This window comes from Chitinophaga oryzae, assembly GCF_012516375.2.
Lineage (GTDB): Bacteria > Bacteroidota > Bacteroidia > Chitinophagales > Chitinophagaceae > Chitinophaga > Chitinophaga oryzae.
On the sequence record NZ_CP051204.2, the window covers coordinates 1,104,793 to 1,124,825 of the forward strand.

General features: G+C 47.5%; 19 protein-coding genes. 15 read left to right on the top strand and 4 right to left on the bottom strand.

Features of this window, described 5'->3' with window-relative positions; all coding sequences use genetic code 11:
- Positions 1-14 precede the first annotated feature (14 nt).
- From HF324_RS04665 to HF324_RS04705, 9 genes are all read left to right on the top strand, one after another.
- Positions 15-959: a hypothetical protein gene (locus HF324_RS04665; RefSeq protein ID WP_168862012.1), complete on the top strand. Its 945-nt coding sequence runs from the start codon at positions 15-17 to the stop codon at positions 957-959.
- A complete protein-coding gene (locus tag HF324_RS04670) occupies positions 893-1,726 on the top strand; it encodes a DUF4397 domain-containing protein (protein ID WP_168862013.1) in 834 nt (277 codons plus the stop codon). The genes HF324_RS04665 and HF324_RS04670 overlap by 67 nt, the downstream gene beginning before the upstream one ends.
- 18 nt (positions 1,727-1,744) lie before the next feature.
- The gene (locus HF324_RS04675; protein WP_168862014.1) at positions 1,745-2,926 is read left to right on the top strand and encodes a hypothetical protein; all 1,182 of its coding nucleotides are present in this window, start codon (positions 1,745-1,747) and stop codon (positions 2,924-2,926) included.
- Between the two features lie 24 nt (positions 2,927-2,950).
- Positions 2,951-4,012 (top strand): fasciclin domain-containing protein, encoded by a 1,062-nt coding sequence (locus HF324_RS04680; protein WP_168862015.1) that lies wholly within the window; start codon positions 2,951-2,953, stop codon positions 4,010-4,012.
- Positions 4,013-4,038: 26 nt separating this feature from the next.
- Positions 4,039-5,301, top strand: a complete 1,263-nt coding sequence (locus tag HF324_RS04685; protein ID WP_168862016.1) for a fasciclin domain-containing protein — start codon at positions 4,039-4,041, stop codon at positions 5,299-5,301.
- A 21-nt stretch (positions 5,302-5,322) separates the two neighbouring features.
- Entirely contained in the window at positions 5,323-6,339 is a 1,017-nt protein-coding gene (locus tag HF324_RS04690) for a fasciclin domain-containing protein (RefSeq protein WP_220100676.1), read from the top strand.
- A 21-nt stretch (positions 6,340-6,360) separates the two neighbouring features.
- Positions 6,361-9,636, top strand: a complete 3,276-nt coding sequence (locus tag HF324_RS04695; RefSeq protein ID WP_168862017.1) for a TonB-dependent receptor — start codon at positions 6,361-6,363, stop codon at positions 9,634-9,636.
- 12 nt (positions 9,637-9,648) lie between these two features.
- A complete protein-coding gene (locus HF324_RS04700; RefSeq protein ID WP_168862018.1) occupies positions 9,649-11,817 on the top strand; it encodes an IPT/TIG domain-containing protein in 2,169 nt (722 codons plus the stop codon).
- A gap of 388 nt (positions 11,818-12,205) precedes the next feature.
- Complete coding sequence (locus HF324_RS04705) at positions 12,206-13,399, top strand: DUF4848 domain-containing protein (RefSeq protein ID WP_168810009.1); 1,194 nt, start codon at positions 12,206-12,208, stop codon at positions 13,397-13,399.
- A 41-nt stretch (positions 13,400-13,440) separates the two neighbouring features.
- Here the strand turns inward: HF324_RS04705 and HF324_RS04710 are convergent, their stop codons facing one another.
- From HF324_RS04710 to HF324_RS04720, 3 genes are all read right to left on the bottom strand, one after another.
- Positions 13,441-13,596, bottom strand: a complete 156-nt coding sequence (locus HF324_RS04710) for a class I lanthipeptide (protein WP_168810011.1) — start codon at positions 13,594-13,596, stop codon at positions 13,441-13,443.
- 106 nt (positions 13,597-13,702) lie between these two features.
- On the bottom strand, positions 13,703-13,858 hold the full coding sequence (locus HF324_RS04715; RefSeq protein ID WP_159455989.1) for a class I lanthipeptide: 156 nt from the start codon (positions 13,856-13,858) through the stop codon (positions 13,703-13,705).
- Between the two features lie 351 nt (positions 13,859-14,209).
- Complete coding sequence (locus tag HF324_RS04720) at positions 14,210-14,962, bottom strand: DNRLRE domain-containing protein (RefSeq protein WP_168862019.1); 753 nt, start codon at positions 14,960-14,962, stop codon at positions 14,210-14,212.
- A 453-nt stretch (positions 14,963-15,415) separates the two neighbouring features.
- On the opposite strand from HF324_RS04720, the gene HF324_RS04725 reads away from it, so the two are divergent.
- The 5 genes from HF324_RS04725 (at position 15,416) to HF324_RS04735 (ending at position 18,447) form a co-directional block, all read left to right on the top strand.
- Positions 15,416-15,889, top strand: a complete 474-nt coding sequence (locus HF324_RS04725; RefSeq protein ID WP_168862020.1) for a hypothetical protein — start codon at positions 15,416-15,418, stop codon at positions 15,887-15,889.
- 266 nt (positions 15,890-16,155) lie between these two features.
- A complete protein-coding gene (locus tag HF324_RS04730; RefSeq protein ID WP_168862021.1) occupies positions 16,156-17,052 on the top strand; it encodes a DUF8464 domain-containing protein in 897 nt (298 codons plus the stop codon).
- Positions 17,053-17,194: 142 nt separating this feature from the next.
- A complete protein-coding gene (locus tag HF324_RS33840) occupies positions 17,195-17,371 on the top strand; it encodes a plasmid mobilization protein (RefSeq protein ID WP_373997297.1) in 177 nt (58 codons plus the stop codon).
- Between the two features lie 108 nt (positions 17,372-17,479).
- Positions 17,480-17,575, top strand: a complete 96-nt coding sequence (locus HF324_RS33990; protein ID WP_507999829.1) for a hypothetical protein — start codon at positions 17,480-17,482, stop codon at positions 17,573-17,575.
- Complete coding sequence (locus HF324_RS04735; RefSeq protein ID WP_168862022.1) at positions 17,572-18,447, top strand: relaxase/mobilization nuclease domain-containing protein; 876 nt, start codon at positions 17,572-17,574, stop codon at positions 18,445-18,447. The genes HF324_RS33990 and HF324_RS04735 overlap by 4 nt, the downstream gene beginning before the upstream one ends.
- Positions 18,448-18,605: 158 nt before the next feature.
- Here HF324_RS04735 and HF324_RS04740 read toward each other — a convergent pair whose 3' ends face one another.
- Entirely contained in the window at positions 18,606-19,358 is a 753-nt protein-coding gene (locus HF324_RS04740; RefSeq protein WP_168862023.1) for an ImmA/IrrE family metallo-endopeptidase, read from the bottom strand.
- Between the two features lie 55 nt (positions 19,359-19,413).
- Here HF324_RS04740 and HF324_RS04745 point away from each other — a divergent pair, with 55 nt between their 5' ends.
- Complete coding sequence (locus HF324_RS04745; protein WP_168862024.1) at positions 19,414-20,013, top strand: restriction endonuclease; 600 nt, start codon at positions 19,414-19,416, stop codon at positions 20,011-20,013.
- Positions 20,014-20,033 lie beyond the last annotated feature (20 nt).

Below are 20,033 nucleotides of genomic sequence, written 5' to 3' on the forward strand. Positions count from 1 at the left end.
ATAAAAAAATAAAAATGAAACGTATTTCCATGATAGCAGGAGTGTTGCTGGCAGGCGCCGGTTTCATGTTGTCCTGCAATAAAGATAAAATGGACCACCTGTATGACAACAGGACCGTTCAGGATGTCCGGAGTAATTCCGGCGTCCGGATCGTGAACCTGAGCACGCACAACCAGGTGATCGCCAATAATGATACGCTGACCAACTACGTGGTCCTGTCCTACCTCGATGATAAATGGCGGTATCCGGCGACAAAATATTTCCCTGACAAAGGCCGTCTGGCTACTACCTGGACGGTGCCGCGCGATTTGTTTCAGAATAACGGTAACGCACATCTGAAAATTGAAACCAAAGAGCTGACAGTAGGGGAAAGACCGGTGGAACTGGATGTAAATGACGACTATAACAACCCTTCTGATTATTATATTATCCGCGGTCCTCTGCTGCTGACAGGTAATATTCCGGAGGTGAACAAGATCCCCCGTTCCGTAGAAGCACCTTCGCGGCCTGACCATTTCAAGATCCGCATTGTAAACCTTGCCTCCGGGATCAGACGTCCTGATGCTGGACAGGAGCGGGTGGACGGGCCTATGTCGCTGGCTTTTGCCGACGGAACGCCGGTTAGCGCCACCACATCCAACATTGCGCCCGGCCACTGGTCGGAGTATGTGGAAGTGCCTTATGGTACCTACCAGTTCAGGGTAATGACATCCACCGGTACGCAGGTGACCGCTTCCGGCGGCGCCCGCGAAGAAAACGCGGCCATGATAGACCGGGCTACCTCTACCATTACGCTGGGTTCTGTACAGCCTGTTGTTACCGGGCTAACTTACGCGCCTATACGTACTTACCAGCCGGGGGAATATACACGATCGTCATTACGCCGCAGGTATTGCCCTATGCGATTCCCGGTGGTCATGATGAATCCAGTTTTACCCAAAACGCTTTTCAGATCATAGCGGATATTGCCGATCCTGCCAATGTGAACTATGGCCGTTTGCAGGCCGTGAATGCCCTCCCCGGCGCAGCCTCCCTGCGGCTGAAAGTGAACGGCGCGCAGGCTGGTGGCAACATCGGCTACGGTACTGCCGGCGAGTATACGAACATCGTGGCAGCTATGACCACCATTGAAGCAACCGACGCTTCCGGTAAAGTGCTGGCTTCTACGCAGAAGATGGTAAGCCCCGGCGGCAACTATACCGCATGGATATACGGCGATGCCAAAGGACAGCCGCAGATAGCCATTGCCGCCAACAACCTGAGCGGCGGCGTATTTGTACCAGGTGGCGATGGGCAGGACGGCTCTTTCCTGCGGGTGCAGTACAAACATCCTATCCACTTCCGCTTCTATAATTTCTGCCCGGATATACCTAATGTGAATTTCACGGCGCCTAATGGCCAGTCGTTCGGCAGATATGGCGTTACCCGTGGGCTGCAGCCGGGCATTATCCCGGAGGATGCCACCAATACGGTTGTTGGCCTGGTCGATGATCCGTACCATATTATGGCCTTCCGGTCAAACCCCGGTGTATTTCCCGGCACATGGCTTACACAGGTGCCGGTGGTGAAAAGTGCTGACCTGGTGGCCCGGAAAGAAATGTATGTGCGGGGAATCATACCGAACCAGGAGCCCGGCTACTACTCTATAGCGCTGATAGGAAGAGATGGCGCCGGTGGGCCGGAGGCATCCAAAGCGAAGATGATCATTGTTAAACATAACCGGTAGCCCTAAACTTAAAAAAGCATGAAACAAACATTTTCCATTATCATAGCAGGCCTGGCGCTGGCTTTGGGTAGCTGTGCCAAGATAGAACATGAGAAGATAGACAACCCTGCCTACCTGCGTGTGTTCAATAACCTGAACTATACCGTAGCACTGGAAAACAAGGATGAGGAGCAGCCGTTTCTGACGATGCTCATCGATCCGCAGACGGATGCTTCCGGTATGCCCGTCAGTGCAGCTATTATCGGTGATTTCCTGGACCAGCGCAGCTCCTATGCACCGCCATACCCTTCGCATATAGGTACCAGTAATTCCTTCCGTAACCCTGAGTATCCCGGTAAAGAAGACGTGTTGGTAGGACCCATACTTAATGGTTTTGACCTCTCCAGCTGGGCGCAGATACCTGCCGGCCAGCACCGGGTGATGTTTATGTACCGCCCGGTGAGTGGAATACCATTCTTTAGCCTGGAAGACCGGCTGAAAAAGAAGGTGTTGCTGGATACCGTTCTCCAACTGGACAGCCGTGAAGTATACACCCTGCACATCCTGCAGAAAAATTTCAGGACCAAGGAAAATGGCATGCTGTTACGCCGCGAAATTTTCCACAAGCTGTCACTGTCTGACTCGCTGGTGTATGTGAACTTCTATAACATGAGCGCAGAAGGATATGAAGCAGCTGACAAAACGAAGAAACCAAGGAATGTAGACGCCGGCATGCTGCAATATGGGATAAAGGATGAAGCGAATGTCTGGATGACGCTCCTTACCGGCGACGGACTGACGAATCCGGTACCGGGATATAATTTCAGGTTCCTGACGACACTGCGCCGCAATAACACGTCTAACGCCGTGAATAGTTATTTCAGCTTTCCGCTGTTTGCAGACAATGCCGCCGATGGCATCCGGACCACGGCATGGCAGCGATTCAGCCTGCTGTCGCCGGGACTGAGCCCGCTCAACAATCCTTACAACGATAATAATGGTGAAGTGGTGGATGGTAACTACGCAGTGATTTCCTGTTACGGGAATGGTACCCGTGCGAGCTTTGAACGCTACATCTGCAGCCGGCCCAATATGATCGTCAATATTCACTCCGGAACAAACAACCCGCAGTCTTTTGCCACCGTGAATACCATCGAAATAGTGAACGGCACCGCTTATTTAACTACCGTGCAACGTAAATATCCGACGCCGATCTATTAAGCGGAGGCTCCTAAATCATCAACTATGAAACATTACACTATCATATTCTTAGCCTTGATCGGGATGATGTTTACTTCCTGTAAGCATGATAAACTGGATTTCGGGCAGGAGTTGAAGAACTATCGCCCTGCAGCAGATTTCATCCGGAACAACTATGACCTGAGCCTCTTCTCCGCAGCCATTGAAAGGGCTGGCATGACGGCGGAACTGAACGGCCCGGGACCATTTACCATCCTGGCGCCCAACAATAAGGCATTTAATGAGATGGGGATCCTGAGCACTGCCGATCTGGCCAAAATGCCGGTCGACAAGGTAAAGGAACTGGTACAACTGCATGTGTTGCCCCGCACGTTGCGCGAAGGTGACCTGGCGTCCAATAGCGTGGACGTACGGTTTAAAACTATCGGCACACGGGAGTTGCTGGTAACAATGGCTACCAATCCTTTTGGTTCAGCGGCCAATCGCAATGCCATTTACTTCCACGGTTGTCTGGCAGATGTGAAAGACGTGGTTGTTACCAACGGTGTATTGCAGGTGCTGCAGCAGGTGATAAAAGATCAGCCGGGGACTGTACAGGACCTGCTTGCTCAGCATGAGGAATTCAGCCTGTTTGTAGGTGCCCTGAAACGTTTCGGCTTTTGGGAACAGTTAAAAAGTGGCGGCCCCTGGACGGTACTGGCGCCCACCAATGCGGCACTCAAAGCCAATGGCCTGGATGAGCAGGCAATCGCAGCGTTAGACCCTGACAAATACACCATGGCGCGGCTTTTTGGAAGCTACATCATACACAAACAGCACTACTTCTTCTCTGATATCCGTGCGTTTAAAACCATGACTGGTACCAGCGACCCGCTGAGACTTAATATAAAGGATGATACCTACCTGCTGGAGATCGCCAGCCTGGACGGTACAGAAAACGGTGTTCTGAAAATCAGGTATACCTGTTCCATCCGGGAAGACAGAAACCATCAGCCGCTAAATGCGGTGCCGGTGGAACGGAAAGGAATCGTGGATTATAATACTGACAACGGTGTGGTACATCAGCTGGATGGCTTGCTGCTAAAACCCGAACAGGCCGTAAAATAAGGTCAACAGTTAACGACATAATCATCATGAAAAATAAAATATACAGAACTATACAGGCAACTATCCTCTGCGGGGCGTTCTTCAGCATAGGGTTGTTGCACACCGGTTGCAGAAAGGAAATGTTCATGCCGGAACCGGAAGGTGAGACCGTTCCCTATAAAGACAGTGCCAGCGCCGATATCCGGGCAGTCCTGAAATCGTCTCCTTATAAGCTGTTTTATGCTGCCTGGCAGCGTAGTAATATAGAGGAAGTCCTGATGGCATTGGGAGCCCGGGCGTCCGTTACCGTGCTGGCAGTGGACGATGCGTCCATGAAGGCTGCCGGACTCGATGAAACTGAAATCGGCAAACGCTCTCCGGAGGAGCTGAATACACTGATGAGATACCATATGCTCAATGAAAAACTCGAGCCATTGACCCTTCAGACGCAAAAAATGAGTTCTCCCAGGATGACGATGCTGGAGAACCCAAATTTGACGGAATACCGGAATGGTTCAGGATCGGGCGTGGGCCGTCCTTATGCCTACACCTACCGCCACTTTATGGCAATGGCGAAAGATAGCCAGCTGATTATCGATGGCCAGCTTTGCGGCAACTATCCGCCGGTGGCAGCGAGGAATGGTATCATCTGGCCGGTGAACCGGTTGTTGCAGAAACCAGAAAAGCATGTCAGGGAAATACTGGAGGAAGATGGCCGCTTTACTATGCTGCTGGCCATCAACGATATGAATGAGGCCAGCTGGATGGAATATACCTTTGGCTCTTTTGTGCGCTACGGCGGCTATTTTTGGAATGTGGACCCCGCCTCCGGCGCCGTTGTTTTTAATTCCTATCTGGCCCCTACCGATGAGGCTTTCCACCAGGCCGGCATTCAGGATATAACACAAGTTATGGATATTAACAGCCGCTTCATACCTGAACTGGACTGGGAGTCTTACAAGATGACTGGTTTAATTCCTACCGACAGTATCCTGGACTATCACAACTGGGGACGATCTTATGCTCCCACCGACAATAGCGGTTTTATTCCTTCTGCCCGTACTGTATTTTATTCTAATGATCTCGATGATAAACTGATCGGAGATTATTGGATATCTCTGGGGAATACAACTACCGCCGGTTATAAAATGCCGTTGCAGTTTATCCGTGAGGGTAATACCATCAAGGTAAAACTGAGAAGTGCCAATACACCGCCGGCAACTATCATCGCAAGAGACATCAACACCTTTGAAGGTCCGCTACATCTGGTGGACCGGCTTTTTCTGCCGGATAATTTCAAGGTGAACTAACAGTTGATCCATTAAAGATTCATGATGACTACAAATACTATATTATCCAGACAATATTTTTCCCGCCGGCTGGTGGTGATCAGTTTGTCTTTACTGATGGCAGGCGCCTGCAAGAAAGACGAAGCTGATGAACCTAAAGCTAACGACCGCCTCATGGAAGTGGTGGCGGACAACTTCAACCTCAGTAAGTTCAAAGCAGCGACCGACCGCAGCAGTATGCGGCCGTTGCTGACCAGCGCAGGACCACTCACCGTATTGGCGCCATCTGACGCCGCTTTCACCAACGCAGGATATCCCACTACCCTCAGTGTAGGCACGGCCAGTATTTCCCTGATGACCAATATCACGGGATATCATATCCTCAACGGCAACTATGATCTGAATAAAATGCCTTTCCTGTTTAACCAGGAGATACGCACTTACAACGGCGGAAAGCTGTATGTGACCCGCTGGATAAAAGACAAAGACACCGTGCTGACTGTCAATGGCAGCCGGGTGCTGGCCATTAGCATGAAAGCCAGCAATGGTACGCTGCAGGTCATCGATCGTATGTTGGAACCATATCTCTATGAAACGGTGACAGAAGCGCTCACGGCCGAGCCGAGCCTGAGCCTCTTCAGCCACGCCTTACAACGTTCCGGTTTATCCGCTTTGCTGAAAGGCAAAGGTCCCTATACCGTGTATGCTGCAAACAACGCTGCCATGACTGCCTACGGCTATAAGACGCTGGAGCAGATCGAGGCGGCCGATCCCGGGGTACTGGCCGCATTGTTGCGTTATCACATTGCGGCCGACCGCCGGTTTGTGTATGACTATATCCTGAGTACCGGAAGCACTGCCGCCACTACGCAGAACATGCTCGACGACAATATTGTGAAAGTGCAGCTTACGCCAGACCCGCTGTCGCCGGGGCTTTACAATGGTATTACGCTTCAGGGGCCGGGCAACGACGCGCCGGTAAAGCTGGTAAAGCAGAATAGCATTGCCGGTAACGGTGTAGTACATATTACCGACCAGGTATTAAAAATCACAAAGTAGAATCAGTTATAATCTTACGTGATGAACACAAAAAAAATAATTGTAACAATATATTCTTTCCTGTTGCTAATGCTGGCGTCGATGGCCGGCATAGCGCAGGAAACCTCCGGCGGCCTGACGGGAAAGGTACAGGACGGCCAGGGGCAGGCATTGCCGGGAGCCACCATCATCGCATTGCACGAACCTTCCGGTACCCGTTATCCGGTGATATCCGATGCGGGAGGCCGCTATCACATTTTAGGAATGCGTATCGGCGGTCCGTACACTGTTACCGTGACTATGATGGGCATGGCGCCGCAAAAATACCAGAACGTGACCGTACGCCTGGGTGAACCGCAACAGTTGAATGTAGTGCTGAACGATGACCGCAAGCAACTATCCGAAGTAGTGGTGAAAGGCGCGAAGGCAGGACCCAAAGCCAATAATTATGGCGCGGGCCAGAACATCAGCCGCAGCCAGATCAATAATATGCCGACGGTGAGCCGCAGCATACAAGACATTACCCGCATGGTGCCGCAAGGCAGCAAAGACAATAGTTTCGGCGGTTCCAACTTCCGCTACAACAACGTTACCATCGACGGGGCCATCAATAACGATGCGATCGGCTTCAGCCCGTCTATGGGCGGACAAAGCGGCACTTCCGGTCAGCCCGGCAGCAGCACCCGCACCAATCCCGTTTCCCTCGATGCGATCGAAGACATGCAGGTGTACCTCGCGCCCTTCGACGTGAAGATCGGTAACTTCACCGGCGGCAGCGTCAACGCTGTTACCCGCAGCGGTACCAACACCTTCACCGGTTCGGTATACGGCTTTGGCCGCACCGCTGCCATGATCGGGAAAAACAAAGCCGGCAACGGTGATAAGATGAACAGTGACTTTAAAGATTACCAGGCAGGCATACGGCTCGGTTTCCCGATCATCAAAAACAAACTATTCTTTTTTACCAATGAAGAAATCACCCGCAGAACCGATCCTGCGCAGCTGCTGGCCGGTAAGGAAGAAACAGCCCGTATCCTCAGCGGGAAAGACGCCGACGATATCCGCCAGGCGACCATCAAACGCTACGGAGATATCTTTGACCCGGGGACACCGGGGATGTACAACTCCTCTTCCGAGTCCAATAAATTCTTCAATCGTATAGACTGGAACATCAACGATAAACACCAGCTGTCTGTCCGCAACAATACCATTACCTCCAGCGCCATCAGCCTGGACCGCGACCAACAGGATTTTCGTTTCGGCAGCATGGCTTTCAAGCAAACGAATAACCAGAGCAGCACCGTCGCTGAACTGAAAAGCCGTTTCAACAACGCCTGGTCCAATAGTTTCGTCGCCGGTTTCACTACCGTGCACGACTACCGCGATCCGCTCAGCGATCCTACGTTGCCGCAGGTACAGATCATGGGCCGCACGCCGGGCACCACCATCTATCTGGGCACAGACAGGGAGGCGTCTGTATTCAATATGAAACAGCGTACTATCGAAATTACCAACAACCTCACCTGGACCAAAGGTAAACACACGGTATTGATGGGCATGCACAATGAGCTGTATCATATCGACTACGGGTTTGTGAATGCCTGGAACGGCCGTGTGGACTACCTGAGCATCGATGACTACCTGCGTAATACGCCCTATCGTGTAAGAGGGAGCTATAACTACACCAATAACAGTCGCGACTATATCATGAGCCATCCCGGCGCGGTATTTAATGTGAACCTGTACAGCGTGTACATACAGGATGCGATCCGGGTGACGGACAAGTTGACCGTTACGCCCGGGCTGCGTGCCGACTATACGCATCTGCCTACAAAACCGGAGCTGAGCGATAAAGTGACCAACGCGATCGCCGATCCTTACTTCGGATCTACGTATCACTATACGCCGCTGAACCGCATTGAGAACCGGTATTTCGGGAAAGTACAGATTTCCCCGCGCTTAGGTTTCCGCTACGACTGGCTGGGAGATCAGAGCCTCATCGTTCGCGGCGGCGTGGGCATGTTTACCGGCCGTATTCCCTTTGCATGGCTGGCCTATGCCTACTATAACAACGGCGTGAACTACGGTTCATTTGACCAGAAAGCAGACCAGAAGCCTTTCGCCCCCGGTAGTGACGCTATCAAGCCGGGTAAGAACGGTATCGCCGATTTCATTGAACAGAACGGCACTGTCATCAACAACCCTAATGCCGGGAAGACACAGGTGGACCTGATCGATAATGATTTTGTGATGCCGAAGATACTGCGCGCCAGCCTGGCCATCGACAGGACTACTGCCAGTCAGTGGAAGTTCGGGATAGAAGCTATGGTCACCAAAAGTATTAAGGAAGTCTTCTTTCAGCAGGTGAACATCACCGATAACCCGAAATATTACGCTTACGATAAAGACCGGCAGCAGCCTGTTTATTCCGGCAATATTGATCCGCATTTCTCCAATGCATACCTGTTGAGCAATACTAACAAAGGTTTCCGCTACAGCATCACCGGCACCGCCAGCAAAAACTTCTCCGGCGGTTTATATCTGTCGGGCGCGTATACCTATGGCCAGAGCAAGGATGCCTTCAATGGTATCCGTAACTCCATGGAGTCCAACTGGCAGCTGAACCAGGCGTTGAGCCCGAATAATGCGCCGCTGGCTTATTCCAACTTCGATATCCGTCACCGCTTTGTGGTGAATACCAGCTACCGCAAGGCGTGGAATGAAACATGGGTGAGCACCCTTAGCCTGTTCTTCAGTGCGCAGTCCGGCAGTCCTTTCACCTACGGGGTAGTGAACAACAGCGTACAGGGGTTACCGCAGCAGGTGAGCCTGGCTTATATCCCGCAGACAGAAGAGGCGATCCGTTTCTTCAGGGACTATACCAGCAACGGGCAGCAGGTGACGGCGGCTGAACAGGCCGAAGCGTTTAACCGTTACGTTGATGGCAACAAATACCTGAACAGCAGAAGGGGAAATTTCACTGAGAGAAATATGGGCCGCACACCGTGGAATGTGCAGGCAGACCTGCACTTCGCGCAGGAGTTCCATCTGCGTAAGATGAAAACGCATTTCATCACCTTCACGGCAGATGTGGTGAACCTGACCAACCTGTTGAACCGCAACTGGGGCATCAGCTATTTCTCGCCCAATACCTTTAACTCTACTGCCAGTGTTGGTTTAACGCCTACCCTGTTCCCGCCGGAGCAGAACAAAGGTGGTATACCGGTATATACTTTCTCTGATCCGGGTACGCCCTATTCCATTGATTATTTCGGTTCCCGTTACCAGGTACAGCTGGGACTGCGTTACACCTTTTAAACAACAGATGATATGCAAAAGCTTACAACATATTTATTCGCAGGCGTGATGTTATACCTGATGGGCATTATACAGGCCTGTAAAAAAGATAAAATAGCGGCTGTGGTCCCGTTTGAGGTCAGGAGTTATTATCCTAACAGCGGCAATGCCGGAACGCTGGTCACCATTACCGGTAGCGGTTTCTCCGAGGGGAAAGCCAGTATATCCTTCAACGGTACCGATGCAGAAGTGCTGAGCACTACCGATACCCTGCTGGTGGTACGCGCGCCGGAAAAAGGGCAGAGCGGCACCGTTACTTTTTCCAACGGCAGCAAGTCATTGACCGTAGGCGAGTATACCTACCAGAAGTTAAGTGTGCAGAAAATATTTCCTCCTAACGGTACCGCGGGTACGCAGATACGCATCAGCGGCGCTGGCTTCAGCAGCCTGAAATCACCTGCAGAAGTGCTGGTCAACGGCAAATCCGCTACTGTGGTAAGTGCCAGCGACACTACGCTGATTGCCACCGTGCCGGAAGGGGCCGGCAGCGGACCGGTGACGGTGAAGGTAGACGGGATGGTATCTGTGGGGCAGCCTTTTCAGTTTCAGACGATCAGTGGTATTAAGCCGCTGACCGGTGGTCAGGGTACCCGTGTAACCATTAGCGGAGAAGGCTTTGCAGCGGTAGCCGCCGATAATGTGGTGGAGTTCAACGGTAAGAAAGCTGTCGTGGCAGAGGTGACTGCCGGTAAACTGGTGGCAGTGGCGCCGGAAGGAGTAGCGAGCGGGCCGCTGGCTGTTACCATTAACGGGCAGAAAATTGTCGGTCCGTCGTTCACCGTAGTGCCGCCGCCGTCGTTGCGGCTGGTAAGTCCGCTCAGCGGGCCGGCTGGTGCGGAGATGATCATTGAGGGGAAAGACTTCAGCACTGTAGCAGATGAAAACGTAGTGACGATCAATAATGTGAAGGCGGTGGTGAAAGAGGCGACCAGTCTGCGTCTTACGGTAGTGCTGCCGGCAGGTATGGGCAAGGGAACGGTGATGGTGAGCGTGAATGATCAGCCGGTGAAAGGGCCGGAGTTTACAGAACAAAATCTGGGTATACTGAAAATGGAACCGTCCAATGGTCTGGCAGGCACTAAGGTAGTGATCACCGGTACCGGTTTCAGTATAAACCCTGCAGAGAACGAGGTAACGTTCAACGGTGTGGTAGCACAGATACTCAGCGCCACAGCCACCACGCTGGAAGTGATGACGCCGGCCAACCTGACGACCGGCCCGGTAAAAGTGAAACGTGCTGCACTGATAGCGGAAAGCCCTGTTCCGTTTAGCCGTTCCGGTATGTTTACGTTGACCAGCCAGATGGGTGCATTCATCGGTCCGCTGGTAGTAGACAGGCAGGGTAACGTATTTGTGTCCAACACCCGTGAGAACTATATTTCCAAAGTGACGCCTGCCGGCAATGTGTCCGTCTTTGCCGGAGAGCCTAACCAATTGGGGGTAGCCGATGGCAATGGCACGAATGCCCGCTTTGGTAGTATTTACGGCCTGGTGCTGGATGAAAATGATAACCTCTATGTTTCCGAGGTGTCTGCTAATGGTGGCGCTCTCCGTAAAATCACACCGCAGGGCGATGTGACGACCCTCAGGAGTGGTTTGCCCAATGACGTTGGTACGGTGACGATAGACAAAAAAGGTAACCTCTATTACACGCAGTTGTATAAAGGTGTATTTCGGGTATCTCCCAATGGCATATCGGAAAATGTGTTTGCCCGGACAGCAGAGGCAACGCGGATGGCCATTAGCGGTAACAATGATCATCTGTTTGTGGTAGGAGACAAATATGAACCTACTTTCTACTGGCAACAGTTCAGTAACAGCAAGTTGACCTGGGTTGGGTCATCCGCTGGCTACCAGGACGGGCCGGTGTCTTCTGCACTGTTTGGAGGCACTATCGGTGCATTGCTGATAGATCATGAACAAAACCTGCTGATCGCAGATGTGCATAACTATGCGTTGCGTAAGCTGGATCCGTCTACGGGGCAGGTGAGCACCGCGGCGAAACTGTCAAGAGGTTTTGAAGATGGCAGCCTGGATAAGGCGAAGATCGGTTTGATGGCGGACCTGGCGATCGACAAGGAAGGAAGTATTTATATCTCTGATCCGAATAACAGGGCTATCAGAAAAATTGTGCTTAAGTAAGGGTGCTTGCATTTCAGAGAGGGTAGGGCTGCTCCGGAAGGGCAGCCCTGCGTGTTTTGCAGAAGTCCGCGCCGGTTTACTATGAGAAAGGTATGCATAAACATATCATGTTTTTAATTGTCTGAATGTTGTCGCTTTTATACTATTCCTGAACAGGATCGTTAAATAATTTCGTATACTGAAAATATGTTTTAGTAGTTGACGGACTGTAGTATACCATTTTCCGGCTACAAAGACAGTAATCAAAATAACCATCAGTTCGCTCCGGGGCTTGTAATCCGTATTGTTGGCCTTTACCGGAATACTATGCATATTATCTCCTGCTAATACTATCAAATATTCTATTGGTTCCACGTTTATTATTTCACTTTTTTAACCCACTTATTTTATGAAAATCAATTTAATGCTCTGCACAGGTTTGCTGTTAATGTTTGTCTTTCTGTCCTGTAAAAAGGAGGCAAGTGTCAAAGAAAGTGAACCAGTGGCAAAAGACAGTCCTGTTAAAGTAGTCGATGGTGTACTGCACTTCTCTGACGATCAGACTTTCGTTCAGACAATGTTGGCAATTAATTCAATGTCTGCGGAACAGCGACAGGCATGGGAGAAGGAGATTGGTTTCACTTCCCTGAGATCGGTTTACGACAAATTCAATCAGGAGCTTGATAAAATGGAAGCCGCACAGAATAAAGACGGCTTTTTTACCGTGAAGAACAAGTATGATCGGGTTGTAGTGTGGAATAGTGCCGGCACTTCTTATGATATCAACTGCCGGGGTATTCTGGAAGCGGGTGTAGTAAATGCAGAAGGCCTGGTTCGGATAAATGACCAGCTTTTGCAATACAGCCATGATCAGATTACGACTTCTTCTATTCAGGCAGAAGGTAGCATTGGTGGCAGAAAAGCAAATGAGCATACTATTATTTGGGCAAGAGACAAGAAAAATACATTAGCAAGAGATGTCACTGTCTTTGATCAGTCTGCGCTGGTTGCTTATGGACAGGCACCCGTTTTGAATCAACTTAAAATGGGAGAAGGCAGTTTTGCCAATGCGTCTCCGATGGAATCCGGCGTGGAGGCGGCAGCTCATGCACAGGTTAAGATTTACAACTTTTTGTTGAACGGACAAAACAGGGGCTTTTGCACGGTTTACTATTTTGCGGAACATAGAAACTGGCTTGGTATTTTACGAAGGGTAAATACTATCAATAGCGGTTTTGTAGGGGATCATGCCGTTACGCTGAACAATCAGGGAGAACATATGATTTACAGTGTCGGCGATTTCGGCGGGAACTGGGTGAAAGGTCCCAACTGGAGCCACGGGCTTGCCACGGAGCATGAAGTGGTGATTATCGCATCCGCTGCGCTGAAAAGCAATCCGACGACGGTAAGTTATATTCCGCCGTCTTTGAATAATCAGTTTGTGAATGCAGACTATGCGATAACGGAGGACGGCTCTTCCAATAATTACTGGAAGAAATACGTACCGTTTGGCGCTCTGGGATATCCGCTTCGGATTAAGATCCATAGTGTAGGAACTTACCCAAGTCCGGACACTCATTCGTATATTCTTGAATTTAAATAGTGATATAAAGGGCTGAACCCCGGTTCAGCCCTTTATTGTGTTTATTGAACGCAGTCAATCGTCCGGATGCAGCCGGGACAGGTAGTTTGATCGAAAGATGTCAGGCAGATGAACGCTTTCTTGGGTTGGGTAGCATTCAGGTCAGCGATTTTTACTTTTGCCAGCTGGAGTTTTTTGGGAAATGTGTTCTTTTTCATAATTGGAGGATTACAATAGATAGTCCCCTCCTGTCTTTAGCCGGGAGGCAATGCCATGGAGCGGATGTTCAGCATTGAAGTGTGACGTGCGGTTGGTCCTTACCTGTTAAAGGCAAAGGATAGTTTCCACGCAGTTACGGCAAGTAGTTTCTGCATAAGAAGTTTCGCAGATAAATTCTTTCTGTTTGAGCTGGTTGGGATTCAGGATGGCGATTTTCATTTTTGCCAGCTGCAGTTTTTTCGGAAAAGTTTTCTTTTTCATAATAGCGGATTACATTAAACAGATGTTCCTCTCCTGTCTTTAGCCGCGGAGCAATGCCATGGAGCGGATGTTCAGCATAAGAAGGCAGCATATTTATATCAGGGGAAAGAAATGAGCAAGTGGGTTGTTACCTGCATACGTTTAGTATTTTGAGGAATTTGAAAGAAAAACGTCGTGCTGGTCTAATTTAGGAGAATTTTATTCAATGTTATAACATTGACGGTTTTTGTTGTGAGAAATTGTTTTGAAGAGCGCTTTCATAACTTGAAACGCCCAACCTTAGCGGAACTAAGGTTGGGCATTTTAAATTAAAAAGTGGCCCTATTATGCTTTTGGTAATCCTGGTAGTGGTTATATCTCGTAGGTGACTACCAGTTTCGGACGGCCACTGACGTTGGTATGACGGGGCCCGGTGAAGATCACGCAGCGGTAGTAAGCTTCGGTCTGCAGTTGCATGCTGAAACCGTTATTCTGTCCGCTGTTGATGAGATCCTGTACCAGCGCTGTAACGTTGAGGGTTACACTGTAATTCCATTGTGAGGTGGATGCCGGTACAGTCACTGCGTAGGTAGTGGTAGTAGTGGGTTGATTGTTCCAGGTGATGGTGCTGGCTGTCCACGAGCCTGTTACGCGTTTTATCCAGGCAGGGTTGGTGCCGGAAGAATTGTATGGAGATCCCGGGTAATAGGAGTTGCCCTGCGGGGCCGCCAGGCTGCTGGTCACACCTGTCAGTGTGAGTATTGCAGAAGTGATGGTAGTGCCTGCAGGGATGGTGCTAAGGCCATTGAACCGGAAGAACTGCCGGCCAGTGCCAGGAACACCCTGATAGGTCCAGGAAGAGGCGAGGAAATCTGTTGAGGAACTGAAGTTGACATTCACCCACTCAGGTTTGTTGTAAACAACAGCGTCATCCTGGGTGCCGGCGCCTCTTTGGAGGTCGTCGCCGATGCCGAGTGTAATGGTTTTTGAGCCATCATTAATCTCTGTTTTGAGCGCTTGGGTGTTTTGCTGCGGATTCGTAGCGGTTGCCAGGTCCTTACGGCAGCTGGTCATCGTGAATATAGATGATACAATAAGGGGCAGGAAAAGATGAGAGATCTTCATACAGTAAAGGTTAAAGAGAGTGAAAAAATGGGTAAATGAACAGGGAGTGATACTTTGGTATAATAGGGCTTTTAATAAGTTTTCGGGTTATTTTGAGTTGCTGAGATATGGTATTTTTGATACCATCTGTATAAAGATAGTGATTCAGTTTTCTTGAAATTTGAAAAAATAAGCTGGATAATTTTGTGTAATCAGTAACTATGTATAGACCGGTTGCCCGCGGGTTGCAGGCATAATGTGAATTAATGAAACAGAATTTCTGTTATCCTGATTGGAAGCCGAGTGATGTTGCATTTGATATATGGACATATCGGGTAGTGGTTTAGCGGAGAGAAACTATAAAATCGAAGACTATGAAAAATGATATATTGGGGTTTGATTGTGAAGAAGTGATAGTAATTAACATAACAGATCCTTTTGAGCTAAATGATACGGGACATAGTGATAGGTAACATGGATATCGCTTTCGAATTTTTGTTACCAGTTAATTCAGTAATACCATCTGTTAAATTTGACGTGCCCGAATTTGAATGGCAGGGAGAGAAGTATCCACAAGGTCCTGAGGAGGCATATGTCTATCAATTTAAACTGGTAAAGTCACCTGTTACTCAATATATTCTACCATTGTTGCCTGAGAGTCTTAGGAGTGAAGGCTGGCAGTGTATTGCTGTAATGGAAGGGGTTGATGAGCTGGCACAGCGGTTGATAAACGAAGGGCAGGAGGTAAAAAAGAAAGATACCGATTTGTTTGCTTTACTAACGATATTAACTCAGCACGAGGAGAGATGGGTGATTGTTTTTGAACCAGACTGCGATCAGATTGATTTCGTAGCCGAAGGTGGTTTGCAGATGGTTTATAACAATATTATTGAGTCTTTGACTATAGAAAAGCGCGGTTTTGTGATTTGGTTTGATGGCTTTCAGTAGAGAAGTTTTGCCATAAAGTCTGTCCAAAAGTAATTAGGTTGCTTAGTTATTGGGGTAATTTCGAGCTATAATGGAGTAATGTTAGCACACATAAAAAAGCCTTGCAGTGAATCTGCAAGGCTTTTCAATTTTTTAGTGACCCCTTCGGTACTTTTTTCGAACTTTTTTATGGAAGATTTAAAGAGGCTCGCAAGCATGGTGGTTTAGTAACCGGCCTGCGGGCCTTTTCTGTATATGATTATTTGTGAACCTGAAAATTGTGTTGTATGTTAAAGTTATCATGTAAAGAGGCAAGGGAACTTGACTTGGTTGACTACCTGGCTTCCCTTGGCCATCATCCCCAAAAGATCAGAAACCAAGATTATTGGTATTTATCCCCATTGCGGCAGGAAAGAACCCCCTCCTTTAAGGTTAGCCGTCGGCTGAATATGTGGTATGATCACGGCATTGGCAAGGGAGGTAATCTTATAGACTTCGGGTTGCTCTATTTTAACTGCCCCGTTTCCGACTTTTTGCAGCGCCTTGCTCAGTACCGACCATCCCCAACTTTTTCTTTTCACCCGCCATCCCCGGCGTCCTTTGCTGGTGAAAAAAAAGAACCCGGTGAGGATAAAATTGTGGTTGTTGTCACCCGCCCCCTAAATGATGCGGTGCTGTTGGGGTATATTCACAAGCGGCGTATACCCGTAGAAATTGCCCGCCGTTTCTGTGAGGAGGTGGATTTTCTTTTATATGGAAAGAAGCATACCGCTATCGGTTTCCAAAACAACGCGGGAGGATATGAATTGCGGAACGAAAATTTTAAAGGCAGCAGCGCCCCAAAAGAAATAACCTTTGTAGACAACCACACTGAACAGATAGTCGTTTTTGAAGGATTCTTTAGCTTCCTATCTTTTTGCACCATCAACAGAAACCAACAAGCCCCTTTGACAAATTGTCTTGTTTTAAATTCCCTTTCCTTCTTTGAAAAAAGCCGTCCACTGATGGAGCAATACAAGCAGGTACATTTGATTTTAGACAGAGATACAGCCGGAATGAATCACACCCGAAAAGCCTTGCAATGGGATGAAAATAAGTACATAGACCGGAGCGATTTTTACCACAGCCGAAAGGATTTAAACGACTGGCTTATTCATCATCACCATAGCCGAAAAGAAAGCTAGAGGAAAGGAAGAAGGCTTTAACTCGCTTAGGTAGCCAGCTATGTTTTGGTAAAACCAAAACTACTGGCTCACCCATGCTACCGCATTCGGTGAATAGCTTTTTTCATGCTATCGCATTCAAGAATCTAAAGTGAAGTAGACTATGACGCAGGAGAACGAACAATTCAAAAAGAAGGGTGGCCGGCCCCGCAAAGGAATCAAAAGAGATCAATTCCTGGCCATCAAATGTAATCAGTGGGAACGGTCCATTATTGAGACTAAGGCAAGAACTTCAGACCTTACTATATCGGAATACCAGCGAAAAATGGGCGTTGCCTGAAAAATTGACAGACGGGAAAAGGTATTCCCTAAAGAGGTATTAGAGTTAACCGGAACACTGAACCACCTTGCAGCTAACCTCAATCAGATTGCTAGAATACGGAACGGTATAGAGCAATTATCCCTAACGGAACTAGTGGAACTGAAAATTCAATCAGGTGACCTGAAAAAGCTAGCGGAACAGATTAAAAAGTATTTCCAATGATAGGTTATGTAGGTACAGGAGGTTCTTTCCTTGGCTGTATTCAATATTGCCTGAATGATAAAGAAGAACTTTCTGAAAAACAAAAAGAGCAGCTTTCACGGCTGGATGGCTTGCAACATAGTGGTCGAGCAGAAATCCTATCGTACAACCGGTGTTTTGGAAATCCGAAAGAGTTAGCCCAACAATTCAGAGATGTGGCTAGATTAAGTAAGCGGGTAGAGAAACCGGTATTCCATTTTTCGTTGCGGCTGGCTCCGGGAGAATCCCTTAACTGCAATCAATTGGAGGAGATAGGGTATGAATGTGCAAAGGAGTTTGGGGTAGCCAATAACCAATATATCTGTGTATTGCATAAGGATACCAGTGAGCAGCATATTCACATCGTGGCTAATCGCGTTGGACTGGACGGAAAGGCCGCCAGTGATAGCAATAGTTATAAGCGGATGGCGGCGCTTTGTCGGAGGCTGGAAAAGCAATATCATTTGCAGGAGGTATTAAGTCCTAAAGCTTTTTTGTCTGCCAATGAGCGATTACTACCCCGACATGATTCACGGAAAACCCAATTACAAAAAGATATTCGGCAAGCATTGACAGATGTTAATCATTTTGATCAATTTACAGAACGAATGAAAGACCTGGGGTATACCGTTCTTAAAGGCCGGGGTATTGCTTTTATTGATAATAAGAAAGTGAGGATTAAAGGTAGTGAAGTAGGTTTTTCTTTGTCCAAGATAGAGCAAATACTCAACCTGAAACAGAAGTTGGAAATCAATGTAAAAGAGCAGGAGAATTATAGACAGGCTATAGAACGAGGTATGGCGGGCGGAAATCTTTTACCACCACACAAAGGCTGTTATTGGACACAAAGGTAGATGCCTTGATGGAGCGTTCGCCTTTTGTTCCTATCATAAAGGAAATTGCTAGTATATTAAATGATCTTCTAAGGCCGGAAGATTCTTTTAATTTATTGCCTTATGAGTTGACAGCTGAAGGGTATAAGAAAAGAATGAAAAAGGGACGACGGCAAAGACTACATTGAATTGGAGAATGCTATGACATTTGAAGGCATTCTTAAAACCTCTTTTAAATAAATATCAATGAACTTAGATATGTGGAATGGACTTCTTTGATCTATAATCAAACCTAGATCTCGCAACCTAAATTCTATGGCTTGTTTTGAAACAGCTAGTAGATCGCTCAATCCTATTATAATGTTATTATAATCTTTAATATTTCCATATTGAATATCCAGAAAAATAATGCCTTGTTTACTTATTCCATTCTTGGCTTGAATTTTAATGAGGCTAGCTTTAATCAAGTTAGGAGGCATTAATAAGGAAGATGCTAGATAATTGGCTTGCCATTCCATCCAATCATAGTCTGTATGGAGCTTTCTTGGCCCGTTTCCGATTATTGTGGAATCATCCGTGATTATATCGGAGCGATTTCCAAGTATCTTTACATTTCGATGTAATAGCCAATGACCAATTTCGTGGGCAAGAGTGAAGTTAAAGCGTTTTTCATTAGAAGCTAGTTCCGAGTCAATTAATATTAGCTTTTTGCTAAACACATATGCTCCTAGCAAATTGCTACCTGCTGATAAGGGAAATTTGGCCTGGAAATCAAAACTAATATTATAATTGGCTCGTAAATATTCCACAACCTTCATTATAGGAATGGCTGTCGGTCGATCGAGATAGTTAGGACATACTTTTTCTAACAATTCAACAGCACGTTGTGTAATTTGGAACTTGGATAGCTTCTCAAGACCAGATATATTCATAAGAAAATAAAGTACTTAATTTTAAAATGTCTTTTATTTTTCATGTATTATTGTTATGAATACAAAAGCTAAAGGCGATACATTTGAAAATAGGGTTTACGACCTAATTCTAGATAGCATAAACAGGGAAACATTCAATGTGCCTGTGAAAAATTTCAAAATATATAAAAACAAAAAATATCTTTCAAAAGATCAATCATTTTCAGCTCGAATCGATATATCTATCGAATCCTATCGGAAGGGGGCCGAACATCCATCCTTATATATTTTCATTGAATGTAAGGATTATAATTCAGCTGTGGGAATTGACAAGATAAAAAAATTTAATGCTGATGTTGTTGAACTTCGAGGAATTGGTTTAAATGCTAAGGGAATATTTATCACAAAGTCAGCGGTGCAAGAAGGACTATTGAACTATGCCCGATCTAATGGAATTGCTGTGGTGAGAGTTATGGATGATGATACTATGGATACTATAGTTGAAAGAAAAGAAAAAAACTCCTTAAAGGATGCTGCGACATTGGCTGTAATAAATGTTTTCAATGCCCTTACACATGAAAACTTTGTTAGCACAACAGGCATTACTTATGCTTTCTATAAAGATAAGCCCTTCACTCGTCTGACCGATTTACTAAAGGAGATTACGAGTGGATAGCCAGTAATACCATTTCAAAA

Excerpts from the sequence above, each read along its gene's own strand:
- HF324_RS04685 (WP_168862016.1), top strand. The coding sequence starts at position 4,039 with ATGAAAAATAAAATATACAGAACTATACAGGCAACTATCCTCTGCGGG.
- HF324_RS04705 (WP_168810009.1), top strand. The coding sequence starts at position 12,206 with ATGAAAATCAATTTAATGCTCTGCACAGGTTTGCTGTTAATGTTTGTC.
- HF324_RS04700 (WP_168862018.1), top strand. The coding sequence starts at position 9,649 with ATGCAAAAGCTTACAACATATTTATTCGCAGGCGTGATGTTATACCTG.
- HF324_RS04695 (WP_168862017.1), top strand. The coding sequence starts at position 6,361 with ATGAACACAAAAAAAATAATTGTAACAATATATTCTTTCCTGTTGCTA.
- HF324_RS04745 (WP_168862024.1), top strand. The coding sequence starts at position 19,414 with ATGAATACAAAAGCTAAAGGCGATACATTTGAAAATAGGGTTTACGAC.
- HF324_RS04710 (WP_168810011.1), bottom strand. The coding sequence starts at position 13,596 with ATGAAAAAGAACACATTTCCCAAAAAACTCCAGCTGGCAAAAGTAAAA.
- HF324_RS04730 (WP_168862021.1), top strand. The coding sequence starts at position 16,156 with ATGTTAAAGTTATCATGTAAAGAGGCAAGGGAACTTGACTTGGTTGAC.
- HF324_RS04720 (WP_168862019.1), bottom strand. The coding sequence starts at position 14,962 with ATGAAGATCTCTCATCTTTTCCTGCCCCTTATTGTATCATCTATATTC.
- HF324_RS04725 (WP_168862020.1), top strand. The coding sequence starts at position 15,416 with ATGGATATCGCTTTCGAATTTTTGTTACCAGTTAATTCAGTAATACCA.
- HF324_RS04740 (WP_168862023.1), bottom strand. The coding sequence starts at position 19,358 with ATGAATATATCTGGTCTTGAGAAGCTATCCAAGTTCCAAATTACACAA.
- HF324_RS04690 (WP_220100676.1), top strand. The coding sequence starts at position 5,323 with ATGATGACTACAAATACTATATTATCCAGACAATATTTTTCCCGCCGG.
- HF324_RS04680 (WP_168862015.1), top strand. The coding sequence starts at position 2,951 with ATGAAACATTACACTATCATATTCTTAGCCTTGATCGGGATGATGTTT.
- HF324_RS04735 (WP_168862022.1), top strand. The coding sequence starts at position 17,572 with ATGATAGGTTATGTAGGTACAGGAGGTTCTTTCCTTGGCTGTATTCAA.
- HF324_RS04675 (WP_168862014.1), top strand. The coding sequence starts at position 1,745 with ATGAAACAAACATTTTCCATTATCATAGCAGGCCTGGCGCTGGCTTTG.
- HF324_RS04715 (WP_159455989.1), bottom strand. The coding sequence starts at position 13,858 with ATGAAAAAGAAAACTTTTCCGAAAAAACTGCAGCTGGCAAAAATGAAA.
- HF324_RS04665 (WP_168862012.1), top strand. The coding sequence starts at position 15 with ATGAAACGTATTTCCATGATAGCAGGAGTGTTGCTGGCAGGCGCCGGT.
- HF324_RS33840 (WP_373997297.1), top strand. The coding sequence starts at position 17,195 with ATGACGCAGGAGAACGAACAATTCAAAAAGAAGGGTGGCCGGCCCCGC.